The organism is Micrococcoides hystricis (assembly GCF_042434215.1).
GTDB lineage: Bacteria > Actinomycetota > Actinomycetes > Actinomycetales > Micrococcaceae > Micrococcoides > Micrococcoides hystricis.
Window position 1 is genome coordinate 14,928 of record NZ_JBHLUB010000031.1, and the last position, 18,230, is coordinate 33,157.

At 62.1% G+C, this 18,230-nt stretch carries 15 protein-coding genes, 1 tRNA gene and 1 pseudogene; 14 read left to right on the forward strand and 3 right to left on the reverse strand.

Translation table 11 applies throughout. The annotated features are described in order from the left end of the window. The first annotated feature begins 184 nt into the window (after nucleotides 1–184). The 7 genes and pseudogenes from ACFFFR_RS09230 to ACFFFR_RS09260 all read left to right on the forward strand — a co-directional run bounded on the left by ACFFFR_RS09230 (nucleotide 185) and on the right by ACFFFR_RS09260 (nucleotide 7,501). Nucleotides 185–1,633, forward strand: coding sequence for a GuaB1 family IMP dehydrogenase-related protein (locus tag ACFFFR_RS09230; RefSeq protein WP_377459810.1), 1,449 nt, complete (start codon nucleotides 185–187; stop codon nucleotides 1,631–1,633). A 27-nt stretch (nucleotides 1,634–1,660) separates the two neighbouring features. Next, nucleotides 1,661–1,924 (forward strand): hypothetical protein, encoded by a 264-nt coding sequence (locus ACFFFR_RS09235; protein WP_377459812.1) that lies wholly within the window; start codon nucleotides 1,661–1,663, stop codon nucleotides 1,922–1,924. Next, on the forward strand, nucleotides 1,906–3,279 hold the full coding sequence (locus tag ACFFFR_RS09240; protein WP_377459813.1) for a hemolysin family protein: 1,374 nt from the start codon (nucleotides 1,906–1,908) through the stop codon (nucleotides 3,277–3,279). Before ACFFFR_RS09235 ends, ACFFFR_RS09240 begins: the two co-directional genes overlap by 19 nt. Next, nucleotides 3,276–4,343, forward strand: coding sequence for a hemolysin family protein (locus ACFFFR_RS09245; RefSeq protein WP_377459814.1), 1,068 nt, complete (start codon nucleotides 3,276–3,278; stop codon nucleotides 4,341–4,343). The genes ACFFFR_RS09240 and ACFFFR_RS09245 overlap by 4 nt, the downstream gene beginning before the upstream one ends. A 100-nt stretch (nucleotides 4,344–4,443) precedes the next feature. Next, entirely contained in the window at nucleotides 4,444–5,571 is a 1,128-nt protein-coding gene (locus tag ACFFFR_RS09250; RefSeq protein WP_377459816.1) for a metal ABC transporter substrate-binding protein, read from the forward strand. A 139-nt stretch (nucleotides 5,572–5,710) separates the two neighbouring features. Further along, nucleotides 5,711–6,514, forward strand: a pseudogene (locus ACFFFR_RS09255) (metal ABC transporter ATP-binding protein); the annotation flags it as partial. 39 nt (nucleotides 6,515–6,553) lie between these two features. Beyond that, nucleotides 6,554–7,501, forward strand: a complete 948-nt coding sequence (locus tag ACFFFR_RS09260) for a metal ABC transporter permease (RefSeq protein WP_377460170.1) — start codon at nucleotides 6,554–6,556, stop codon at nucleotides 7,499–7,501. A gap of 24 nt (nucleotides 7,502–7,525) precedes the next feature. On the opposite strand, the gene ACFFFR_RS09265 is transcribed toward ACFFFR_RS09260, so the two are convergent. Further along, a complete protein-coding gene (locus ACFFFR_RS09265; protein ID WP_377459820.1) occupies nucleotides 7,526–7,951 on the reverse strand; it encodes a Fur family transcriptional regulator in 426 nt (141 codons plus the stop codon). A 130-nt stretch (nucleotides 7,952–8,081) separates the two neighbouring features. Between ACFFFR_RS09265 and ACFFFR_RS09270 the strand changes: the two genes are divergently transcribed. Both ACFFFR_RS09270 and ACFFFR_RS09275 read left to right on the forward strand, forming a co-directional pair. Next, the gene (locus ACFFFR_RS09270) at nucleotides 8,082–9,044 is read left to right on the forward strand and encodes a sulfurtransferase (RefSeq protein ID WP_377459821.1); all 963 of its coding nucleotides are present in this window, start codon (nucleotides 8,082–8,084) and stop codon (nucleotides 9,042–9,044) included. Between the two features lie 3 nt (nucleotides 9,045–9,047). Further along, a complete protein-coding gene (locus tag ACFFFR_RS09275; protein WP_377459823.1) occupies nucleotides 9,048–9,476 on the forward strand; it encodes an HIT family protein in 429 nt (142 codons plus the stop codon). Nucleotides 9,477–9,487: 11 nt separating this feature from the next. On the opposite strand, the gene hrpA is transcribed toward ACFFFR_RS09275, so the two are convergent. Next, the gene (gene hrpA, locus ACFFFR_RS09280) at nucleotides 9,488–13,426 is read right to left on the reverse strand and encodes an ATP-dependent RNA helicase HrpA (protein ID WP_377459825.1); all 3,939 of its coding nucleotides are present in this window, start codon (nucleotides 13,424–13,426) and stop codon (nucleotides 9,488–9,490) included. Nucleotides 13,427–13,827: 401 nt separating this feature from the next. Between hrpA and ACFFFR_RS09285 the strand changes: the two genes are divergently transcribed. From ACFFFR_RS09285 to ACFFFR_RS09305, 5 genes are all read left to right on the forward strand, one after another. Then, nucleotides 13,828–14,814, forward strand: a complete 987-nt coding sequence (locus tag ACFFFR_RS09285; RefSeq protein WP_377459826.1) for an ABC transporter substrate-binding protein — start codon at nucleotides 13,828–13,830, stop codon at nucleotides 14,812–14,814. A gap of 149 nt (nucleotides 14,815–14,963) precedes the next feature. Further along, complete coding sequence (locus ACFFFR_RS09290) at nucleotides 14,964–15,926, forward strand: ABC transporter permease (RefSeq protein ID WP_377459827.1); 963 nt, start codon at nucleotides 14,964–14,966, stop codon at nucleotides 15,924–15,926. After that, the gene (locus tag ACFFFR_RS09295; protein ID WP_377459829.1) at nucleotides 15,926–16,717 is read left to right on the forward strand and encodes an ABC transporter ATP-binding protein; all 792 of its coding nucleotides are present in this window, start codon (nucleotides 15,926–15,928) and stop codon (nucleotides 16,715–16,717) included. The genes ACFFFR_RS09290 and ACFFFR_RS09295 overlap by 1 nt, the downstream gene beginning before the upstream one ends. A 99-nt stretch (nucleotides 16,718–16,816) precedes the next feature. Then, on the forward strand, nucleotides 16,817–17,485 hold the full coding sequence (locus tag ACFFFR_RS09300) for a metal-dependent transcriptional regulator (RefSeq protein WP_377459831.1): 669 nt from the start codon (nucleotides 16,817–16,819) through the stop codon (nucleotides 17,483–17,485). Continuing rightward, the gene (locus tag ACFFFR_RS09305; protein ID WP_377459832.1) at nucleotides 17,482–18,108 is read left to right on the forward strand and encodes a DNA-3-methyladenine glycosylase; all 627 of its coding nucleotides are present in this window, start codon (nucleotides 17,482–17,484) and stop codon (nucleotides 18,106–18,108) included. Before ACFFFR_RS09300 ends, ACFFFR_RS09305 begins: the two co-directional genes overlap by 4 nt. 39 nt (nucleotides 18,109–18,147) lie before the next feature. On the opposite strand, the gene ACFFFR_RS09310 is transcribed toward ACFFFR_RS09305, so the two are convergent. Further along, nucleotides 18,148–18,220 (reverse strand) — tRNA-Arg (locus ACFFFR_RS09310). Nucleotides 18,221–18,230: the final 10 nt, after the last annotated feature.

Sequence of the window (18,230 nt, forward strand, 5' to 3'; positions counted from 1 at the left end):
AGCGCCGACGGAAAATCGGTGAGAATTAATAGGTCGGGCACGCAGATAACCTTCCCACCAGCATAGTGAACGCAGGCAGGGCTTGGCCAACTCTTTAGGCAGGTGTGGTAGGTATCACCGGGTGCTGACACTACAGTGGTGTAACAGTAGTGGTTTCCCAGACTTTGGAAGGCTTTTTGACTCGATGAAATTTCTGCACACCCCGACGACCGACCTGACGTACGCGGACGTGTTTCTGGTGCCCTCCCGCTCGGACGTGCTGTCCCGGTTGGATGTGGATTTGGCCCCGGCCGATGGCACCGGCAGCACCCTGCCCATCGTCGCCGCGAACATGACTGCGGTCACCGGCCGGCGGATGCTGGAGGCGATGGCCCGCCGCGGCGGCCTGGGTGTGCTGCCCCAAGACGTGCCGGCGGACATTGCCGGGGAAGTCATCGAGTGGGTCAAATCCCGGCCGGTGCTGTTTGACACGGCACTGTGGGTGCGCCGCCACGACACCGTGTTGGAGGTCCAACACTTGCTGCCCAAGCGTAACCACGCCGCCGTGACGGTGGTCGATGACGAGCACCGACCCATCGGCATCGTGCGGGCCGCCGACTGCGCAAACACCGATCAGTTCACCTCGGCCGCCAACGTGATGGTGGATGTGCCGGTGACGGTGGCCGCCGAGGACGTGACGAAAGCCGCGTTACCGGAGATTTTCGCGAAGCTGCAGGCCGCCGGCACGGATTATGCCGTGGTTACCGCGGCCGACGGCACGGTGGCCGGGGCGCTGACTGCCGCGGGGCTGCTGCGCGGGACCATCTACACCCCCGCAGTGGATGCGCAGGGCCGGCTCCAGGTGGCGGCCGCCGTCGGGATCAACGGTGATGTGGCGGCCAAGGCCCGGACCCTGCTGGAACAGGGCGCCGACGTGCTGGTGGTGGACACCGCGCACGGTCACCAGCAGAAGATGTTTGATGCCCTCGCAGCAGTGCGTTCGGTGGCGCCGGATGCCGTGATTGCCGCCGGAAACGTCGTCTCCGCGGACGGAACCCGTGATCTGATCGAGGCCGGGGCCGACATCGTGAAGGTCGGCGTGGGTCCCGGGGCCATGTGCACCACGCGCATGATGACCGCGGTCGGCCGACCCCAGTTCTCCGCCGTGCTGGAGTGTGCTGAGGCCGCCCGGGCGCTCGGCAAGCAGGTCTGGGCCGACGGCGGGGTGCGCTACCCGCGAGATGTGGCCTTGGCGTTGGCGGCCGGTGCCGCGCAGGTCATGATCGGTTCTTGGTTCGCCGGCACCTACGAGTCCCCGGGAGATCTGCAGGTGGATCCGGACACGGGCCGGGCCTACAAAGAATCCTTTGGGATGGCCTCCAAGCGTGCGGTACAGCATCGCACCGCCGGGGACGAGCTCTTCGAACGGGCCCGCAAAGCCATCTTCGAAGAAGGTATCTCCACCTCGCGCATGTACCTCGAAGCAGACCGCGGTGGGGTAGAGGACCAGCTGGATGCGATTACCGCCGGGCTGCGCTCGGCCATGAGCTATGCCGGAGCCCACAATCTGGCCGAATTCCACGAGCGTGCACTGGTGGGAATTCAGTCCAGCGCAGGCTACGAAGAAGGCCGCCCGCTGGCGCAGAGTTGGTAACGCAAAGTTGGTAGCATAGGAACCCTTATGGACGTTCACCGAATCGCGGCGCATGCGCGCACCCACGTTCCGGCCCACAGCACTGCCACCACGGCAGTAGCTGCACACGGTGCCGTCGAGCCGAACACCACAGGCGGCAGGTCCGCCTCCGACGCTGCACAGGCTTGCTCCGAAGCCACCGAGCAGTCCGCATTGGAGGGACCGAGTAGTCAGCCCGGCCAGACCGGGCGCACGCGTTACTCGCACCAGCTGCCGAAGGCGGTGAGGCTGGCATGGAATGGTTGTTGCTAGGACTCGGTGTCCTACTCATCCTCGGAACCGGATTCTTCGTCGCGGTCGAGTTCGCCTTCGTCGCCATCGACCAAGCCGCGGTCCAACGGGCCATCAACAACGGCGACCCCAAAGCTAAAACGCTGATGCGGGCGCTAAAGACCCTCTCCACCCAGCTCTCCTCCTGTCAGCTGGGCATCACCCTGACAACCTTGTTGACCGGGTACGTGATGGAACCCTCGGTCGGTAAGCTGCTGCGGGATCTGGCGATCAGCCGCGGGATGCCGGATGCGCTCGCGCAATCGTTGTCCCTGACCCTGGCGATGGTGCTGGCCACCTTCTTGTCCATGGTGATTGGCGAGCTGTTGCCCAAGAACCTCTCCATCGCGAAATCGTACGAAGTGGGCCGGGCACTGGCCCCCTTCCAGCTGGCCTTCACCGCAGTGTTCCGCCCGGTGATCGTGCTGCTGAACAACTTTTCCAACTTCTTCCTGCACCGCTTCGGTTTCGAGGTCAAAGAGGAAATCTCCTCCGCCCGGACACCCGAAGAGCTGGCCTCCCTGGTGCGCCGGTCTGCACTGCTGGGCACCTTGGACGCCGGTACGGCTGAGTTCGTGGACCGCTCGCTGCGGTTCGCCGAACGCACCGCAGCCGATGTCATGACCCCGCGCATGCGGATGGAAACGGTTGCGGCCGAACAGTCCCTGACCGAGTTGATTGAGCTGACCCGCAGCACCGGTTTCTCCCGGTTCCCGGTCATCGGCGATGACCCGGACGATATCCGCGGGGTGACCCACGTGAAGAAAGCCGCCGCCGTGCCGCTGGCCAAGCGTGACGAGTTGGTCGCGGCGACCATCATGAGTGAAATCACCCGGGTGCCGGAAACCATGAAGCTGGATGCCCTGATGACCGATCTGCGTGTGGCCAACCTGCAGATGGCCGTCGTCGTGGACGAATATGGGGGCACGGCCGGCATGGTCACCCTCGAGGACCTGGTGGAAGAGATCGTGGGGGATGTGGCCGATGAACACGACCGCATCCAACGCGGCGTGCTGCAAAGCGCCGATGGTAGCTGGGAGTTCCCGGCTCTGCTGCGCCCCGATGAGATTTCCGATCAAGTTGCCCAATTGAATCTGGAAGATGACCCCAGCTATGAAACGGTCGGCGGTTATCTGATGTACGTGTTGGGCCGAATCCCGACGGTGGGGGACACTGTGGAACTCGACACCGGGACCCTGAAGGTCGTGCTGATGGACGGGCGCCGGGTCGACCGGGTCCGCTTCACCCCGCGGCCGATGGCCGAAGACGCCGCTGACGCCCACCGAGGGCAGGATCAGGGTCCGGGGCAAAACCGGCAGGGCGGTGAACGAGCATGAGCGATTGGGCAGGACTAGGCTGGCTGGTCGTGTTGCTGGCAGGCAATGCCTTCTTCGTCGCCGGCGAATTTGCCATCATGGGCGCCCGACGCAGCCAGATCGAACCCCTCGTGGAGAAAGGCTCCAAGCGGGCCAAAACGGCGTTGTGGGCGATGGAGCACGTGAACCAAATGCTGGCCGTCTGCCAGCTGGGTATCACCGTCTGCTCGCTGCTGATCCTGAATGTTTCCGAGCCGGCGCTGCACCACCTGCTGTACGGGCCGCTGACCACCATCGGGATCCCAGAAACCGTTTCCAGCACGGTCGCGTTCATCGTCGCATTGCTGGTGGTGACCTTCCTGCACGTGACTTTCGGCGAGATGGTGCCCAAGAACTTCTCGGTGTCCTTGGCGGACAAGATGGTGCTGATTCTGGCGCCGCCGCTGGTGTTCTTCGACAAGTTGCTGCTGCCGGTGGTGAAGCTGCTGAACTCGCTGGCCAACGGGTTGCTGAAGCTGTTTGGGATCCAACCCCAAAATGAGCTCTCCAGCGCGTACACGTTGGAAGAGGTCCAACAGATTGTGGCTGAATCCACCAAGTCTGGGCTGGTCGAGGACGATTCCGGGCTGCTCAGTGGTGCCCTTGAATTCTCCGATTACAAGGCCGCCCAGGTGATGGTTCCGATTGCTGACGTGGTCGCCTTGGAGGAAGGCCAGATCACCCCACGTGAGTTTGAGAAGGCCGTGGGCCGGACCGGGTTCTCCCGGTTCGCGATGGCCGATGCCAAGGGCCGGTTCATCGGCTACCTGCACTTGAAGGATGTGCTGGATCTGGCCGACTATGATCGGCCGATCCCGGTGACCAAGATGCGGGCGCTGGCCAATGTGAGCGCGAGCGCGGAAATCGAGGACGCGCTGGAGATCATGCAGAAAACCAGCTCCCATGTGGCCCGGGTGATTGATCAGGACGGGGAAACGGTGGGCATGCTCTTCCTCGAAGACGTGATCGAGGTGCTGGTGGGTGAAATTCACGATGCAACGCAGGCCCAAGGGCGCCGTCGGCAAAATATGCACGAAGGTGAATAAGAACTCTTCTCAATAGTGTGTAAGAATGGTTCTTAGTTAGGCCCGGGGTGCGCCCCGGCCATTTTGCCTGCTAAGCCCACACTTGAAAGGTCCATCGACCGTGTCGATTTCACGTAAACCCCGCTCCTCTTCGATTGCCCGCTTTGGTTTGCTAGCTGGCGCGGCCGCGTTCGCCCTGACCGGCTGCACCCAGAACGCAGACTCCGGCGGTGAGAATGACACGAGCACGCAGGGGTTGACCGTGGTGGCCTCGACTGATGTCTACCAGGACTTGGCCGAGCGGGTGCTTGGCGAACACGGTTCGGCAACCGCCATCGTGACCGGCGCAGCCCAGGATCCGCACTCCTACGAGGCCAGCCCGCAGGACAAGCTGACCTTGGAGAAGGCCGACGTGATTGTGGCCAACGGCGGCGGGTACGACCCCTTCATCGACCAGCTGACCGAGGCCCTGGGCAACGAAGACAAAGTCATCGAAGCCTTCAAGGGGGAGAGCAGCCACGACCATGATCACGACCACGACCATGGTGATGAAGACGCTGATAAAGGCGCTGACGATCACGCCGAAGATGATCATGCCGAAGACGATCATGCGCATAATGATCATGCCGAGGACGAGCACGCCCACGATGATCACGCCCACGATGACGAAACCCACGACGAAGATGCACATGGCGAGGATGCCCATGACGATCATGGCGGCCACGACCACGAGCACGGCGAGAACGAGCACGTCTGGTACGACCTGGGCCTGATGGCAGAGTTCGTCACCGAGCTGGGTGAAGAATTCGGCAAGGTGGACCCGGACAACAAGGACAGCTACGCCGCCAACGCCGAAGAGTTGAGCAACCAGCTGACCACCATGTTCGAGGAGGTGAAGGCCGTCAACGGCAGCGGTGAATTCCTCACGACCGAACCGGTAGCGGAATACCTGCTGGAAGATGCCGGCTTCGATAACGCGACCGACCCGCAGTTCATCTCCGCCGTCGAACACGATCAGGACCTTCCCCCGGTATTGTTGAAGGAAGCAGAGGATCAGCTCAGCTCCAAGAGCGTGAAGTTCTTGGCCTACAACACCCAAACCGAAACCAGCCAGACCAAGACCCTGCGCGCCGTGGCGGAGGAGAACGACATCCCGGTGCTGTACTTCACCGAGAACCTGCCCGAGGGCCAGGACTACATTGAGTGGATGAAGTCCAACATTGAGACCGTCTCGCAGCTGAAAAAATAAACCGCAGGAAACCTCACAAACCGACCAACCCTAGGTGCACACACAGTTGACAACCACACACCAGACTGAGACTGGTCCCGCGCTGGAATTGCGCGGGGCCGGTATCGGCTTTAACGGACGAACCTTGTGGCAGGACGTGAACCTGCGCATCCAACCTGGCGAGTTTCTCGCCGTGTTGGGCCCCAACGGCTCCGGGAAATCTACCCTGCTGAAGGTGTTGCTCGGTTTGTACGAACTCGACGAGGGCGAAGCCTTCCTCGCCGGACGGCCAGCCGAGAAGGCCCGGGCCGACGTCGGTTATATCCCGCAGCGGCACACTATGGACCCGAACACTCCGTTGCGGGCCAGAGATCTGGTTGCTTTGGGGCTGGACGGGCACCGGTACGGATTCCGTTTCGGCAAAAATAAGGCCCTGCAAGCCAAAGTCGATCATCTGCTGGAGGCCGTCGGAGCCACCGGATACGCGGACATGCCCGTGGGGGTGCTCTCCGGAGGGGAGCAGCAGCGACTGCGTGCAGCCCAGGCCATCGCCGATCAGCCTGCCGTTCTGCTCTGCGACGAACCCCTGCACTCACTGGACCTGTACCATCAGGAGGCCGTGACGGCGCTGCTGAACCAGCAACGCGCCGAAAACGGCACCGCCATCGTATTTGTCACCCATGAGATTAACCCGGTGCTGGATTACGTGGACCGGGTGCTGTACTTTGCTCAAGGCCAGTATCGGTTGGGTACCCCCGATGAGATCATGACCAGCGAAACGCTGACCGAACTCTATGGTGCCCCGGTGGAAGTGCTGCGTCACAACGGGCGGGTGCTGGTGTACGCCAGCCACGCCGAGGGCCACTTCTGCTGCGATGATGAGTCAGTCGGGGCGTTGCCGGGCACCAGCACGGGCGCCATCCCGACGCTGGAAGCCACCGGTGCAGAACGGCAGGGCCGGTAAATGTTTTCTACCCTGAATACCGTGCTGGGGTCTGTCCCGATGAATAACTGGGACACGATTGTGGACTCGTTCAGCTTCGAAAACTATGGCGAGTTGCTGGCGTTGGTGAGCAACTCGGTGATCGCCTCGGTGGCGTTGGGGATCATGGGCGGGTTCATTTCTGTTTTCGTGATGCTGCGCCGGATGGCTTTTGCGGTCCACGGCATCGCGGAGATCTCTTTCTCCGGTGCTGCGATCGCCCTGTTTTTTGGTTTTGACGTGGTGATGGGCTCCATCATGGGGGCCATTGCTTCGGCGATGTTGATCGGCTGGCTGGGCCTGCGAGACCGCGACACGTCCGCGGTGACCGGCGTGCTGATGCCCTTCGGCCTCGGCGTCGGGATCCTGTTCTTGTCCCTCTACCCGGGCCGGACCGCCAACAAGTTCGGTCTGTTGACCGGCCAAGTGGTAGCCGTGGACCAATTGCAATCCACCGCCTTGGTGATCGCCGCGGTGGTTGTGGTGGTGAGCCTGCTGGTGATGTGGCGGCCGCTGCTGTTTTCCTCCGTGGACCCCGAACTGGCCCAAGCACGCGGGGTGAAGACCAACACCCTCTCCATCGTGTTCATGCTACTGCTGGGTGTCACGGTGGCCATGTCTGTTCAAGTGGTCGGTGCCTTGCTGGTGTTGGCCCTAGTGGTGGTGCCGGCGGCTGCCGCGCTGAAAGTGACAGCCAACCCGGTGGGGGTTGTCAGTCTCTCCGTTATTTTCGCGGTGCTCGCCTCCACCGGTGGGCTGCTGCTGTCCCTGGGCGGCCGGGTGCCAGTCAGCCCGTACGTGACCACCATTTCCTTCCTCATCTACCTGATCTGTCTGGTGATCGGGCGCGGGCGTCGAACCCGGCGCGAACACCAGCTCAGCCAACGCCCCGGCAATGGCGGAGCCGAAGACGGACAGCTGCGCAACGGCGCATTGGCCGCAGCGACCCTACAGGGTGAACGTGTCTGAGATGGTGGCTGCGCGGATGAAGCGTTAGTCGGCCGCCGAGCAGCGCGGGCACAGCCCGAAGACCTCGATGGTGTGCTCAATCTCCGTGTACCCGTATTCGGCGGCGATACGGTCGGCCCACTTCTCCACGGTAGGGGCCTGCACCTCCTCGGCGGCGCCGCAGCGACGGCACACCAAGTGGTGGTGATGACCAGGATCGGCGCACTTGCGGTAAAGGGCCTCGCCGTCGGCGGTGCGCAACACATCCACCAGCCCGTCCTGTTGCTGGGCCTGCAGGATGCGGTAGACGGTAGCCAATGAGACGGACTCGCCGGCATCGACGATAAGCTGATGCAACTCTTGGGCGGAAACGAAGTCCTCCCGGCCCGTCAGCATCTGCTCAACAATGCGTTTCTGCCGGGTGTTACGGCCCTTGGGTGCGGTGGCTTGGGCCCCCGAAGCCTCGCTCATTGACACGTCCTCTCTGCACGCTGAGAAAAGTATGGATGTTGCGCGCACTTCACCTCTCCATCGTAACCAAACCGCTAGGCTGGAAGCAGAACCCGCAGGACCCTCCCGCAGGAAAGGACAACGTGGCCTCATGAATGCTCCCCAGACCCCGGTCTTCATCTCGGTGCCCGAATTGGAGGAACTGCTCGCCGACGAGCACCCGGTCCACCTGTTGGATGTGCGCTGGCGCCTCGGCTCCGACGACGGCTACGAGCGTTACAGCCAAGGACACTTGCCCGGGGCGGTCTACGTGGATCTGGATACGATGCTGGCCGGACAGGGACCGGCTACCGCCGGCCGGCACCCGCTGCCCACCGAAGAGAACTTCACCAAGGTCATGCAGCTGTGGGGACTGCGCGCCGCCGAACCGGTCGTGGTCTATGACGACAGTGCCGGATTGTCCGCCGCGCGGGCGTGGTGGTTGCTACGTTACGCCAGCCACCAACCGGTCTACATCTTGGACGGCGGCTACGAGGCATGGGTGGAAGCCGGACAGAATGTCCAAGCCGGGGATGTCATCCCGCAGCCCGGGGACGCTACGGCGGTGTTCGGCGGGCTGCCCGCCGTCGCCATGGAAGACGTCTTAGATCAGCCCCTGCTGTTGGATGCGCGGGCTGCTGAACGTTACACCGGTGACCATGAACCGATGGACCCGCGGGCCGGACATATCCCGGGGGCACGGAACTTACCGGCCAGCACACTGTTAGAAGATGGCCGGTTGGTGAGCGATGAGGTGATCCTCGAACTTCTAGAATCCGGCGGGCACCGGTACGGGCAAGCCACCACCGCCTACTGCGGATCCGGTGTCACCGCGGCGTTCTTGGTGGCTGCAGCCGCTCACGCGGGCGTGACGTTGAGCCTGTATCCCGGATCGTTCAGTCAGTGGTCCCAGCACCCGGAGCTGGAGGTCGAAACGGGAGCGCGGGTTCACGACGTTGTCTCGCTCGAAACCCAGATTTTGGAACATGACGAGGACACTGAAGTCACCGCTACCGGTGCAGACCCAGCCGAAGAAGCGGAAGCCGTTGAATCGCCTGAAACGAAGGAGAACTAAGTTATGAGCACGGTGTTTACCAAGATCATCGAGGGAGAATTGCCGGGCCGGTTCGTCTGGAAGGACGATACCGCGGTGGCCTTCCTTTCCATCGGCCCGCTGGCGCCGGGTCACACGCTCGTGGTTCCGCGCGAGGAAGTGGATTATTGGACCGACCTGCCCGAAGAGACCGTCGCGCATCTGATGAAGATCACCCAGCGCATCGGCGTGGTCCAGCGCGAGGCCTTCGGTGCCGCGCGTGCCGGGGTCATGATCGCCGGCTTTGAAGTACCGCACACCCACATTCACGTCTGGCCGTCCAACAGCCTGCACGACTTTGATCTAGACCGGGTGGATAACCACCCGGATCCGCAGGTGATGGACGAGGCGGCGGAGAAGATCCGGGCCGGGCTACGGGACGCCGGCTTCGGCGAATTCGTCCCGGAAGCCTAAACCTTTCGGACCTAGGCACCGGCCTGGTCGGTGAGCTCCCGCAACCGTGCTCGTACCCGTTTGGGCGAGACCGACACGGCCGTGCCTAGTTGCTGCGCGAACAGCGATACGCGCAGCTCTTGGAGCAGCCAGCGCACCGGCTCGAGCACCTGCGGGTTGACCCCGCGGGCGCTCAATTGGTCGGTGGCGGCGCTCAAAGCTTCCTCGAGCTTGTGCACCTCGGCGGCATTTTGCTGGTCTTGACCGACGGCGCCGACGGTGGTGAGCCGCTCAATGCGGGTCAGCATGCCCTGCAGGTAGCGGGGCAGCTCGCTGAGTTGGCCGGCGCCGGTGGCCGCCACGAAACCCGGGTAGATCAGCGAGTCCAGTTGGCTGCGCATATCCCGGAACGGGTTGACCAGGCTCAAGGTGGCTTTCTTCTTCAAATCCTTGGACACGTTGTTGGCTAGGGTGAGAATCTTGGCGACCAGTTCGGTGATCCGCAACGCAGTCTCAATCAACTCGGCGCGGATGTGTTCGAACGCGGCGTCGTATTCCTTTTTCGTCAACGGCAGGCCGGTGAGTAACTGGTCTGTAGCTGCGCGGGTGCAATCGGCCACCAGCTCGGCAACGGAGCCGTGCGGATTCTGGGTGAAGATGAGTTTCTCCGCCGGTTTCAGGTGATCCAACAGGTAGCGCTGGACGTTCGGCAGCTGCTTCTCTAACAGGGCCAGGACGGCGGCACGGTGGCCGTGATCGCGGGCCGGCTTGTTCGGGTAGATGCTCTGGACGATGGTGCCGTCCGGATGCAGCGCCAGACCGGGGAAACCGCGGACCTGTTCACCGGCAACCTGCTGGGAGAGCTGGGCTCCGAAGTCGACGTCGGGGAACTGTGTGACGGGCTGATTCTGGCGCGGCTGGGCCTGCGTCAGAGCGCCGGGCTTCGGGCCACGGGCGCCCCTTGGGGCGGGCTTGCCGGCAGCATTCTTGCCCTCGGACTGCCCGCTACCGGAGGCAGTGGTGCCCAGTTCTGCAGCGATGGCGGCCTGGTTTTCGGAGGCCAATTGGTTTTGTAACAGGACGAGGTCCTCGCCCATGCCCAGGACTCGCTGGCGGTTGCGGCTTTGCCGATCCACCACCTTGAAGCCCATCTTCAGGTAGGGCGGTAGCGCAGCGGTGTCAAAGTCTTCCGGTTTGATGACCACACCGCGGTTGCGGCGCAGGATGGCGATGACGGACTCCAGCAGGTTATCGGTCAGCGGGTCATAGTCACGTTCCAATTCGGCCAGCACGGAACGGGCCACATCCGGGGCCGGGACGCACTGTTTGCGCAGCGGTTTCGGCAACGAACGAATCAGGGCCGTCAACAGGTCTTCCCGCAGGCCGGGCACCAACCAAGTAAACCGGTCTGGGTCCAGCTGGTTCAAGAACAGGATTGGCACGATGACGGTGATCCCGTCGGCCTCGGTGTGCTCTGCGACCGGGTTGTACCGATACTCCAGCTTCAGCGTGAGATTGCCGTGGATGAAGGTGGTGGGGAAGGCCTTGGTGTCCAAGGTGGTCTTGTCCGCGGCCAGCAGCTGGTCCGGATCAAAGTCCAGTAGGGTAGGGTCTTGGCGCTGCTTGGTTTTCCACCACTTGTCGAAGTCCCGTTCGTTGGTGATGTCGGCCGGGAGCCGGGCGGCATAGAAATCGAACAGGGTTTGGTCATCGACCAGCAGGTCATGGCGGCGTAGCCGGGTTTGGAGCCGTTCCACCTCTTGTAAGCGTTGTCGGTTGCGGTGGAAAAACTTGTGATGGGTCCACCAATCCCCGTCGACGAGCCCGTGGCGGATGAACAGCTCGCGGGAAAGTTCGGGGTCGATCTTGCCGTAGAGCACCCGGCGTTCGGCGATGATGGGCAGCCCGAAGAGGGTCACCTTCTCGTAGGCGATGAGGGAGCCGGCGCTCGCGGACCAGTGTGGTTCCGAGTAGCTGTGCTTGAGCAAACCCGGTGCGAGGGACTCGACCCACTCGGGTTCGATGGCGGCACAGGTGCGGGCCCACAGTCGGGAGGTCTCCACCAGTTCTGCGGCCATGATCCAGTCGTGGCGTTTCTTGAACAGCGCCGAACCGGGGAAAACGGAGAACCGGGTGTTGCGGGCACCTTGGTATTCGCGACGACGCTCGTCGTAGACACCGAGGTTGGTCAGCAGCCCGGACAGCAGGGAGATGTGGATGGGCTCATGCAGGCCCACCGGGTCTGCCGGGCCCGGGGTGATCTTGATACCCAGCGGTTTGGCCAGTTGGCGCAGCTGCTGGAAGAGGTCCTGCCATTCGCGCACGCGAAGGTAGTTGATGAACTCGCGTTGGCAGCGGCGTCGGAATTGGTTACCCGACAGTTCGTTTTGGGTGGTGCGCAGGTAGCGCCACAGGTTCAGCAGCCCGGAGAAGTCGGAGTTCTCGTCGACGAACCGTTTGTGGAGTTCATCGGCCTGGGCTGCCTTTTCGGTGGGCCGCTCGCGCGGGTCCTGAATGGTCAGAGCGGCGGCGAGGATCATGACTTCTTTGGCGGCCCCGCGGCGGCCTGCTTCCAGAATCATCCGGCCTAGGCGTGGATCTACTGGGAGTTGGGCGAGCTTGCGGCCCAACCGGGTGATGGTGCCGCGTCGTCGCCCGGTGGCCAAGGCACCCAACTCGGTCAGCAGTGTGACACCGTCTTTGATGGCGCGCGGATCTGGTGGCTGCACGAACGGGAAGTCGGAAATCTCAGTGGGGGTCTTGATAACCCCGATGGCGGCCATCGATAAAATGACAGAAGCCAAGTTGGTGCGCAGGATTTCCGGGTCGGTGAACTCCGGCCGGGACTGGAAGTCCTCTTCGGAGTAGAGCCGGATGGCGATGCCGTCGCTGGTGCGGCCACAGCGGCCCGAGCGCTGCAGGGCGGACGCCTGCGAGATACGTTCGATGGGCAGACGCTGGACCTTGGTGCGGTGCGAGTACCGGGAGATGCGGGCGGTGCCGGTGTCGATGACGTACTTGATGCCCGGCACGGTCAGAGAGGTTTCGGCCACGTTGGTGGCCAGCACGATGCGGCGCTTACCGGTGGGGCGGAAGACCCGGGTTTGTTCGGCCATGGACAGCCGCGCGTATAGTGGCAGCACCTCGGTGCCGGCCAGCTTGCGGTGCTTGGGGATGAGCGCCGTCAGGGCGTCGGCGGCGTCGCGGATCTCGCGTTCACCGGAGAAGAAAATCAGCATGTCCCCGGGGGCTTCATCGGCCAGCTCGAGGACGGCATCGGCCACCGCATCCAGCGGGTCCCGGGCGTCTTCCTCGTCGTCGGCGTCATCAAAAGGATCATCGGCAGGTCGCAGCTGGGTCAGCGGCCGGTAGCGGATCTCGACCGGGTAGGTGCGCCCGGATACTTCGATGATCGGCGGCTGGGTTTTCTCATCCTCCGGGTCCACGGCGAAGTGCCGGGCGAAGCGCTCCGGGTCGATGGTCGCGGAGGTGATGATGATCTTCAGATCCGGACGTCGAGGCAGGATGCGTTTGAGGTAGCCGAGCAAAAAGTCGATGTTTAGGGACCGCTCGTGCGCCTCATCGATGATGAGGGTGGAATAGCGCTTCAGCAGCGGATCGTGCTGAATTTCCGCCAGCAGGATGCCGTCGGTCATGAGCTTGATCTTGGTGTCCGCGCTGGTTTCCGCGGTGAAGCGGACCTGATAGCCGACCTGGCCGCCGAGGTCTTGGCCCAGTTCTTCGGCGATGCGTTCGGCCACCGTGCGCGCGGCTAAACGGCGCGGCTGGGTGTGTCCGATCAGACCCTTGTCCGCCAGGCCCAACGCCAGACACATTTTGGGGATCTGGGTGGTCTTACCCGACCCGGTTTCACCGGCGATGACGACCACTTGGTTGGCCGCGATGGCAGCCATGATCTCGGTGCGGCGGGCAGAGACGGGAAGCTGTGGTGGAAAGGAAATCTCACTCATAAGGATCAGCCTCTAGTGTACGCGGCCAAGGAATCACTGCGGCTCCAGAGCCCAAGTACTGCCAAACGCAGATAAAACTGTGAGAATAGGAACACGGCGAAGCATACGAATTGTTTTCAGCACCGATTCCTACGATGAGGTTTGTTAAGACAAAATCGCACAGGAGAACAATTTGTCCGCTAGAACAGGGAAGCTGCGGCGTAAGTGACTCAGGTCACCCCTAGAATGGTGGACAACTTGTAATCGGCGCTTAAAGCAGAACCGAACCGGCTCACAACGATCGTTGCGGCCATCTCGGTCAGTTGTTTCGCCCTAGTTCAAGAACTACAAAGTGCTCGTCCTCGTGTTGAGGGGTCAAAAGATCGCTCGGGGATGGGTCTTGACACAGGAAAGGTAACGCGATGAACAAGCGTTTCTCCGTCAAGCTGGCAGCTACCTTTGCCGCAGCCTCCTTGGCACTGACCGCCTGCGGCGGCAACAGCGGTGACCAGGGCAATGGCGCCGGTGGCGATGACGACAAGACGTACGAGATTGGTATCTCCCAGTTCGTCTCCCACGCATCGCTGGATGCTGCTGCCAAGGGTTTCAAGGATGGCTTGGAAGAAGCTGGCTTGAACGTCAACATCGATGAACAGAATGCGCAGGCTGATCAGGGCACCGTTGCCACCATCAGCCGCGGTTTCCAGGACAAGGATCTGGTACTGGCTATTGCCACCCCATCCGCGCTGGGTGCCGCTAAGGCCATCACCGACAAGCCGGTGCTGTTCACCGCGGTGACTGACCCGGAAGGTGCCAACCTCGTTGACTCCAACGATGCGCCGGGCAAGAACGTCACCGGTACTTCCGACATGAACCCGGTGGCCGATCAGATCAAGTTGATCACCGAGATCAAACCTGATGCCAAGAAGATCGGTATCGTCTACTCCTCCGGCGAGTCCAACTCCGAGATTCAGGTGAAGATGGCCAAGGAAGCCGCCGAGGAGCTCGGTGTTGAGATCCAAGAGCGCGCTGTCTCCCAGGCCTCCGAGGTCCAGCAGGCAGCCCAGGCGTTGGACGTGGACGCGATCTACGTACCAACTGACAACGTGGTCGTCTCCACCTTGGGCTCGGTGATTCGTGTTGCCGAGCAGAAGAAGATCCCGGTGATCGCCGCTGAAGGTGACTCCGTGAAGAACGGTGCGCTGGCCACCATCGGTCTGGACTACGAAGACCTCGGTAAGCAGACCGCTGACATGGCCGTGAAGATTCTCAAGGACGGTGCCGACCCAGCCGAGATGGCCGTCGAAACCCCGAAGGATCTGAAGCTATACGTGAACGAAGGCGCAGCTGAGAAGTTCGGTGTGGAGATTCCATCCTCCGTGCTGGACCGCGCTGACGAGAAGTTCTAAGCAGTCGGCTCACTCATAACCCAACCGGCGCGGCGAACGCGGCGCTGAAGCAAGAACAAGGCACGCGCTGGTGGTGGCCTAGATGACCTCTGGGCCACCACCGGTACGTGAGCAGCCCAAACTATCCATCAGAAATGTAGGCTCAACTCATGGCATCTGCGGTCGAACTTGGTTTGATTTACGCCATCGTCGCACTCGGCGTATACATCACCTTCCGCATTCTAGACTTTCCGGATCTGACTGTTGACGGATCCTTCACCACCGGCGCCGGCACCGCCGCGATTTGGATTGCCAATGGCGGCAACCCGTGGATCGGCACGATCGTGGCATTCTTCGTCGGCTCCCTCGCCGGTCTGATCACCGGCCTGTTGCATACCAAGGGCGGCATCAATGGGCTGCTGGCCGGTATCATCACCATGATCGGTTTGTGGTCGATCAACTTGCGGATTATGCAACGCTCCAATATCTCCCTGTTGGGCGAGGACAGCATCTTCACCCCGTTGGAGGATGCGCGCCTGATGGGCGGGTGGATCTCCGTCGGCATCTTGGCGATCACGGTGCTGGCCATCAAATTCATCCTGGATTACTTCCTGAAGACGAACGTCGGTACCGCGCTGCAAGCCACCGGTGACAACGAAGGCATGATCCGCAGCTTCGGTGTCAACACCGACAACATGAAGATCCTGGGTCTGATGATCTCTAACGCGCTGGTCGGCCTGGCCGGGGCTATCTTTGCCCAGTACAACGGCAGCGCCGATATCTCCATGGGTATCGGTATCATCGTCGCCGGTCTGGCCTCGGTGATCTTGGGTCAGGCGATCCTGGGCACCCGCTCCATCTTCTTCGCGACCTTGGGCGTCATCGTCGGTGCCATCCTGTACCGCCTGTTCATCTCTTGGGCGATGGGCTTGGGCTTGAACGTCAACGACATGAAGCTGATTTCCGCGGTGCTGGTGGTGATCGCGCTGCTGCTGCCGAAGTGGAACCTCTTCAAGAAGCTCAACCGTAAACGTTCCGGTGGTGGGGCAGTCCCACTAGAGCATGATCCGGCCTCCGCAGAGGGTGCCGATGTGTCCGCAGCAAGCACGACCGAAGAGGCGGTACAGCGCTAATGTTGACCCTGAAAAATGTGTCACAGACCTTCTTCCCGAACACCGTCAACGAGCGTAAAGCGCTCCGGGACATCAACCTCCACTTGGATGCCGGGGACTTTGTCACCATCATTGGCTCCAACGGTGCGGGCAAATCCACGGTGCTGAACGCCATCGCCGGAAAAATCCGGCAGGATCAGGGCAGCATCGACATTGACGGCAAGGAAGTTTCCAAGCTGGGGGACGATAAACGCGCCCAATTTGTGGGCCGGGTCTTCCAGGACCCGATGGCTGGCACCGCGCCGAATCTGACCATCGAAGAGAACATGTCACTGGCCGAGCGCCGCGGTATGAGCCGCGGGCTGGGCATGGCGGTCAATGAGGCTAAGCGGAAGCGCTACCGCGAGGAGCTGGCCTCCCTGGAGTTGGGGCTGGAGAACCGGCTCAAAGCCAAGGTCGGGTTGCTCTCAGGTGGTCAGCGTCAGGCGTTGTCGCTGCTGATGGCAACCTTCTCCGAACCAAAAATCTTGTTGCTCGATGAGCACACCGCAGCGCTGGACCCGCAGCGTGCGGAGCTGGTGACCCGGCTGACGAAAGAGATCGTTGACCGGCACAAGCTGACCACCTTGATGGTCACCCACAACATGGCCCAGGCCTTGGAAGTGGGGAACCGGCTGATCATGATGCACGAAGGCCAGATCATTCTGGATGTCTCCCCGGAACAGAAGTCCGGCATGTGTGCACAGGATCTGCTGGACGAGTTCGGCAAGATCAAGGGCGGTCAGCTCTCCGACCGTACGCTGCTGCAGTAAGTACTGCGGCGCCACGCCTACTCACGCTGTCCTTGCTGCTCGGGCTATGCTGGTGAGGCCGGTCTTTTCGGCCCCGCGGCCCGAGCAGTGAGGACTGATGTGTCTGTTTCTAAGCTGACCCCCAGCACGCAGAACTATCTCAAAGAGATGTGGTTAATGCAGGAGTGGTCGGATGAACCGATCACCGTTTCGGTGCTGGCGGAGCGGATGGGACTCAAACTTTCCTCGGTTTCCGATGCCATGCGCAAACTAGCCGCCGAAGGTCTGGTCAACCACGCCCCGTATACCCCGGTGACGCTCACCGAGCAGGGCCGGATTCACGCCATTGATATGGTGCGCCGGCATCGGTTGATTGAAACCTTCCTGGTCGAGACGTTGGGGTATGAGTGGGACGAGGTGCATGAAGAGGCAGAAAGCCTCGAGCACGCGGTCTCCGATGTGCTGATCCAGCGCATGGACGCCTTCTTGGGCCACCCCACGCGGGACCCGCACGGGGATCCCATCCCGCTGGCCGACGGCACCATCACCCAGCCGGAAGCAGCCTTGTTGTACGAGTTTTCCGCCGGGGATGCCGTCGTCGTCGAGCGTATCTCCGATGACAATCCGGAGTTGCTCCAGTTTTTGGCCGGTAAAGGCATTGGTGTGGGCAGTGAACTGAAGCTGGGGGAGGCCGAGCCGTTCGCGGACACGGTCCAGCTGCGGGCCGGGGACGAGGGGCTCAGCTTGGGTCACAGCGCCGCGAGCAAGATTTGGGTGCGCAGGCTGTGAGCGTGACGAATCAGGCGCTTGAAGAATTTCTGTCCCGGTCTCCGCTACAGGTGGGCCCGGAATTATTGGGTGCCCGGCTCAGTCGGCAGAGCGAGGACGGTCTTGTGACGGTCCGGTTGACCGAGGTCGAGGCGTACTGCGGGCAACAAGATCCCGGTTCACATGCCTTCCGAGGTCCGACCCGGCGCACCGAGCCGATGTTCGGGCCTCCGGGCCGGCTCTACGTGTATTTCAGCTATGGGATGCACTGGTGCACTAATCTGGTCGCCCATGAACCCGGTGTCGCCGGAGCGTTGCTGTTGCGCGCCGGGGAAGTCGTTGAGGGCCACGAGTTGGTGTTGGCGCGACGACGCAAAGAGGTCTGGAACGAGAAGATCGCCTCGGGTCCGGCCAATTTGGCCCAAGCCTTGGGATTAGACGGCGCAAGCACCGGCTTAGATCTTGCTTCAGCCGGGATGCATCTTGAGTTGCCAGCGCACGCGGAAGAATACCTGGCCAGTGGCCGCGTCGGGGTATCCGGTGCCGGGGGAGACCCGGTGGCCTACCCGTGGCGGTACTATCTTCCGCACCGCTCGGTTTCGGCGTATCGACCGGGCAAGAATGTGCCCAATCTGAATCGCTAAAAAGGTTGCTGGGCGGTAACGAAGCGTTAAAAGAAAGAGTGCCCTCGACAGGATTCGAACCTACGACCTTCCGCTCCGGAGGCGGACGCTCTATCCACTGAGCTACGAGGGCAACGGAGAAA